At 46.2% G+C, this 5,392-nt stretch carries 4 protein-coding genes; 1 reads left to right on the top strand and 3 read right to left on the bottom strand.

The genetic code is table 11. The annotated features are described in order from the left end of the window. Positions 1 to 180: 180 nt before the first annotated feature. From GX019_09930 to GX019_09920, 3 genes are all read right to left on the bottom strand, one after another. The gene (locus GX019_09930; GenBank protein HHT37478.1) at positions 181 to 891 is read right to left on the bottom strand and encodes a hypothetical protein; all 711 of its coding nucleotides are present in this window, start codon (positions 889 to 891) and stop codon (positions 181 to 183) included. A 117-nt stretch (positions 892 to 1,008) separates the two neighbouring features. Next, positions 1,009 to 2,697, bottom strand: coding sequence for an alpha/beta hydrolase (locus tag GX019_09925; GenBank protein ID HHT37477.1), 1,689 nt, complete (start codon positions 2,695 to 2,697; stop codon positions 1,009 to 1,011). A 25-nt stretch (positions 2,698 to 2,722) separates the two neighbouring features. Beyond that, positions 2,723 to 3,961 carry a tyrosine--tRNA ligase gene (locus GX019_09920; protein HHT37476.1) on the bottom strand — a complete coding sequence of 413 codons (1,239 nt, stop codon included), beginning with the start codon at positions 3,959 to 3,961 and terminating at the stop codon, positions 2,723 to 2,725. Between the two features lie 221 nt (positions 3,962 to 4,182). Here GX019_09920 and GX019_09915 point away from each other — a divergent pair, with 221 nt between their 5' ends. Continuing rightward, positions 4,183 to 5,349 (top strand): alanyl-tRNA editing protein, encoded by a 1,167-nt coding sequence (locus GX019_09915; GenBank protein HHT37475.1) that lies wholly within the window; start codon positions 4,183 to 4,185, stop codon positions 5,347 to 5,349. Positions 5,350 to 5,392 lie beyond the last annotated feature (43 nt).

The following is a 5,392-nucleotide window of genomic DNA, read 5'->3' as shown; positions in this document are numbered from 1 at the left end:
CTCCCCCTCGGCTTCCTCCAGACTACACTGTTACCAGTGACGCCCTTGCCTGCTGGTTGTCTTCCCGCTGGTTAGGCGACAGGGCTTCTTGCAGCCCATCGGCGCAGTAAGCATGCCAGGCACACACAGCTCAGCCTGAGGCCTAACTTAACTGCAGTACCGCCTCAGGCTGGCTGTAATTTACTTTAAAATGAAGCTGGATCCAAGGCCGGCGGCTGCTGTAACTTCGGTAACATGCCCGTTCGTCCAGCCGGTGGGACCAGTGCTGATTATATACCATGTGTACTCTCCCGGTTCAAAGAAAGGATCGAAGAAAAGATCAATTGTTAAAGCAGTTTCCTCCCCTCGCGCGAAGTAATAGTGAGAGTGGTTTGGACGATTCTTCCTTTCCAGTATCACTCGGTGGTATACCTCGTATGCGGTATCCACAGTATTCTCCCATGACAGGGTCAGCTTCGCCTGGGGTCCATAATTAACTTCAACACCCTCCTCAGGCTGCACCTGACGCAGGTTTTCTTTATAGTCCAATTTTACAATATTACTCTCCTTCTCACTCCCATCCCTCAAAATCGCTGTTAACTTGAGAAAAATAGGTACACCTGGTTCAAGGTCCAAGAATCCTATTGGATCGATCCACTCGGCAGTTCTGGAAATTCTCCGCGAAAGGACTTCAAAATTGTCTGGTTCAAAACGGCTGGCATAGAGCTCATACCGCACGACATCTTCTAGCTGCTGCATTATCTGGATTCTAGGCGCAGGAATGTAATATGTTCCTGTAAACTCGAAGTTATCATGAAATAACGAAATCCATGGTTCTTCTGGTTCCTCAGTTTTACAGCCAGTAAACAAAGTCACCAACAGCAAAACGATCAAAACATGCCGTAATTTCATTATTATCTCCCCATGATCAAGTTGTTTATTGCCTTGCTCGCCCACTCTAAACATATTTATCTAATCAGATTATATATCCTTTAACAAAACACTTATTTAATCAAAAAAACCGCCTTCCTAGTAAGGAAGACGGTAATCAGTAATTTCAACGCCGGACTTAGTCAAGATCCAATCACCTAGAATGTTCAGGAGTTTTCGATCCACACGCCGCTCCGGATCCGTATAGGACAGCGGCTCGCCATACGTCATTTTCAAAACATGATCTAAACCATCAAATATATAGAGATCACGCTGTTCTTCCGGCAGAGCATCTGCTAAAGCATACGCATCAGCAGTTTGAACTTGAAGATCAGCCGTGCCCTGCATGATTAAAACCGGGACTTTAATTTCTGACAGTACCTGCGCCGGATCGGCTGTGAACCACTCTTTCAGGATGAATCTTTGACCGACAAATGGCAGCATTAGCTGTTCAATTTCTGCCGGCAGTTCGTAGGCAGCGAGACTGTAGTCAGTATCGTTTAAAACAGCTTGATACAGATCGTCTAACGCCTTCATTGTTCGTTCTTTTACCTCGAAATCGAATAAGCCAACAGCTGCTCCTGCATCGCACTGAGCTGCAATTTGGCGCTTAACAGTATCGAAATATGGGTATCCTGCTCCAGCAAGCAGTACTACTCCCGCAAGATCATCCCGTTTGCGAGCGACTTCTGACGCAAGCCAGGCTCCTTCACTGTGCCCCACAATAAACACATCAGCCACATTTGATAGATTTCCTAACAAATCAACTACTGCATCCACATCATTAATATAATCATTAAACGACTGAATCTCTCCGGGGCTTTCGCCAACTCCACGCTTGTCGTAGCGCACTACAATCACGCCACGAGAGGCAAGATAGTGTGCAATCTCTTTAAGATAGTCAGCTGGTCCCGGCATAACAAAGCTGTTACCATCCCGATCAGTTGGACCAGAACCGGCTACGAGTACGACTCCCGGCCGCTCCCCGCTTACTTCGGGCACAGTCATAGTACCGCTCAGCTTAGCTCTATCGACATTGATATGAAAATCTAGATCCCGAAAGCCGTAACCGCCAAAATCATCAAAGATTCTAGGCGGCTCAGGTGCTGCACCTAAATCAACAGCCTCGATCTCAAAAGCCTGCATGGGAATCTGGAGTTTCAGCAGACTGCGGTCACTTTGGTCAACCCACAAATCAACTACAACTCCAAGATTAACTTGAAAATGATCTGCTGTATAGGCACCGACCGTTTCTTGTCCCACATAGCTGATAGCCATGGGAACAATCTGGGATCCCTGGGCTAGCGTAACTGGTACGATTAAACTGCTGGCCAGCGGAGCAGCATCAGTTTGACCATAAATCCAGGTTGCGGTCATATAGTCTGAAACTACATAGTTATCTAGAGCAAGGACGTTCGCATCGGGAAGCTCCACAGTCTGCCCTAACTGCTTAATGGTATATTTGGCAGTATCAGCCCACTCCATCTCCAGATCCAGAATACCGCCGGACTTAATCGAAAAAGAATAGCTCACCGGCTGTTTCGGAAAATCTGATCCGGAGAAGAAATACTCACTGTCGATTTCCAGTCCCATCTGCGGATATACAACTGCGGTGGATAATTTAGTCTGATCCCCAGCTTGAGAAATCTCCACAGCAGTAGTACCGATCTCGACACCAGCCTGTCTAATCACATATTCTCGAGAAATAGATTCGGCACTAACCTGAAATACCGCCCCAAGCAGCACTACTGCAGCGACGAGAAAAATTAGGACCCGTTTTGATGCCATATGCACCACTCCCTAGTTAATAGTTTTATTCAACTAACTTGACGCGGTGATAGACCTTCTTACCTTTCCGCACCAAGAGATGCCCTTCGTCGTCAAAATCCTGCTGAGAAACCATGTAATCAATCTGTTTGGTTTGGCGGTCTGCGACATATACGCCGCCCTGCAGAATTAGACGTCTGCCTTCAGAGCGTGTATTGACAAGATTAATCCTGGTCAGGAGGCTGATCAAATCCATGCCCTCGCCGAATTCTGCAAGCGGAATTTCTGTAGTTGGAATCGATTCTGCATCTCTAGTGCCGCCAAATAAGGCACGGGCTGCTTTTTGGGCTTCCTCGGCAGCTTCTAGACCGTGGACATTCTTTGTAATCTCATAAGCTAGTACTTCTTTAGCATGGTTAATGTCAGCGCCTTCCAAAGCGCCTAATCTTCTTACCTCATCCATAGGCAGGAATGTTAAGAGTCTCAGCAGGCGTTCTACATTACTGTCTTCAACATTGCGCCAATACTGGTAAAAATCATAGGGGCTGGTAAGCTCAGGATCAAGCCAAATAGCACCTGCTTCTGTTTTACCCATCTTCTTGCCATCGCTGGTTGTTAACAGCGTAAATGTCATACCGTATGCCTGTTTGCCGGTCATTTTTCTGATCAGCTCTACACCGCCAAGGATATTAGACCACTGGTCATTACCGCCTAACTGCATTACGCAGCCATATTCCTGGTGCAGCTTATAAAAGTCGTAGGACTGCATAATCATATAGTTAAACTCGAGGAAAGTAAGACCCCGTTCCATTCTTGACTTATAGGCTTCAGCTGACAGCATGCGGTTAACAGAAAAATGCACACCGATTTCCCGCAGAAATTCAATGTAATTCAACTCCCGCAGCCAGTCAGCATTATTAACCATCAGCGCTTTTTCATCGCTAAAATCAATAAAGCGGGAAAACTGCTTTTTGAATGCCTGCGCATTGGCCTCAATCTCTTCGACGGTCATCATTTTCCGCATATCGGTTTTACCAGTTGGATCTCCTACCATCACAGTGCCGCCGCCAATCAGCGCAATCGGCCGGTGCCCCGCCCTCTGCATATGCGCCATAGCCATAATGGTCAGAAAGTGGCCAACAGTTAGGCTTTTGGCTGTGGGATCAAAACCGATGTAGAATGTTACTTTTTCTTTTCCCAACAGTTCACGGATCTCGTCTTCGTGCGTGGTTTGTTCAATAAACCCCCGCTCCTTGAGCGTATCAAATACATTTTGCAAAACCATCATCTCCCCAGCTTATTATTGCCAAATATATAAAAAACGGCGGTCACCAGAAAGGACCTGCTATCTGTGGCACCGCCTCAATACACATAAAAATGCTCTAAAATTATGATACCATAACCCTGCTGTATAATCAACAATTCACCTTGAGGCAGGACTGCAGCCAAGCTGTAACGAAGTAGTTTTCGTATCGTTAACGCAGCACAGCAAAGAGGTGTTTAATTTTGCAAAATAGACAGTATTATCTCAACCCCTATCAAGTGGATTATCAAACCAGAGTGGTTTCCGCAGCTAAAATTCAGGATAACTATCATGTGGTGCTGGAAAATACCATTTTCTATCCTGAAGGCGGTGGTCAGCCTGCGGATACTGGATTTATCGAAAACATTCCGGTTCTAGATGTTTATGAACAACAAGGAGTGGTTTACCATGTTCTGCCCACAGCACCCCAAAACAACCCAGTAAACTGTCGGATAGACTGGGATCGCCGCTTTTACCATATGCAGCACCATACCGGCCAGCATCTGCTCTCAGCTGCGTTTTTCCGGGAGTTTGGCTGGCAAACCTGGGGCTTCCATTTATCAGACGAATACTCTACTTTGGATATTACTGCTGAAGAGCTGCCATCGGCAATTATTAGAGAGGCAGAGTTAAAAATCAATCGGCTGATTCAAGCCGATAAGGCCATCAACACATATTTTATCACAGATTTGGCAGAAGTTGATCCTAAACTGCTCCGCAAAGAGCCGCAGGTCAATTCAGAAATCCGCATTGTGGAAATTGCTGGATACGATGCAGTTCCGTGCTGCGGTACCCATCTGTCAAGTACCGGTCAAGTGGGATTGCTTAAGATCATGAAAACAGAAAAAATCAGAAATATGACCCGAATCTATTACCGCTGCGGCGAACGAGCCCTCATAGATTATCAGGATAAATTTGATGCCGTATCAAAGCTGGCCTTAATGTTTTCCAGCGCCGAGCAGGATGTTCTGGAGCGGGTAGCCGCTGAATTAGAGGCGAAACGGACTGCAGAACAGGAACTGAAAAAGGTAAAGCAGCAGCTGTTAGCCTACCTTGCAGAGGATCTCACGAAGCAATCCAATGGATCAATAATTGTACATCACCTCGATTCAGGAGAAGAGCCAGAGACAGCCCAGCTGCTGATAAGGGAAGTTCTTGCTTTAGGAAACTATCTTGTCCTAGCAGAAGTAAACAACCGCGTTTTCCTCTCCCACAACCTCACCTCAGATCTCAACTGCGGTGAAATTGTCAAAGAATACGGAATCCCCCTCGGAGGAAAGGGAGGCGGCAAGAAAGACTTTGCTCAGATTTTCTTTGCTGATAGAGCTAAACTACAGGAATTCATCACGGTTGTTAAGTCTATAACCTAAAAAACAACAGGACCCGGTCAAGGTCCTGTTGTTTTTCGCTATT

The sequence above is a fragment of the Bacillota bacterium genome, from assembly GCA_012837335.1.
Taxonomy (GTDB): domain Bacteria; phylum Bacillota; class Limnochordia; order Darwinibacteriales; family DTU012; genus DTU012.
This window is presented reverse-complemented; position numbering and strand designations above follow the sequence as displayed.

Bases quoted from the DNA above. Each gene is read 5' to 3' on its own strand.
- GX019_09920 (HHT37476.1), bottom strand. From the start codon at position 3,961: ATGGTTTTGCAAAATGTATTTGATACGCTCAAGGAGCGGGGGTTTATT.
- GX019_09925 (HHT37477.1), bottom strand. From the start codon at position 2,697: ATGGCATCAAAACGGGTCCTAATTTTTCTCGTCGCTGCAGTAGTGCTG.
- GX019_09930 (HHT37478.1), bottom strand. From the start codon at position 891: ATGAAATTACGGCATGTTTTGATCGTTTTGCTGTTGGTGACTTTGTTT.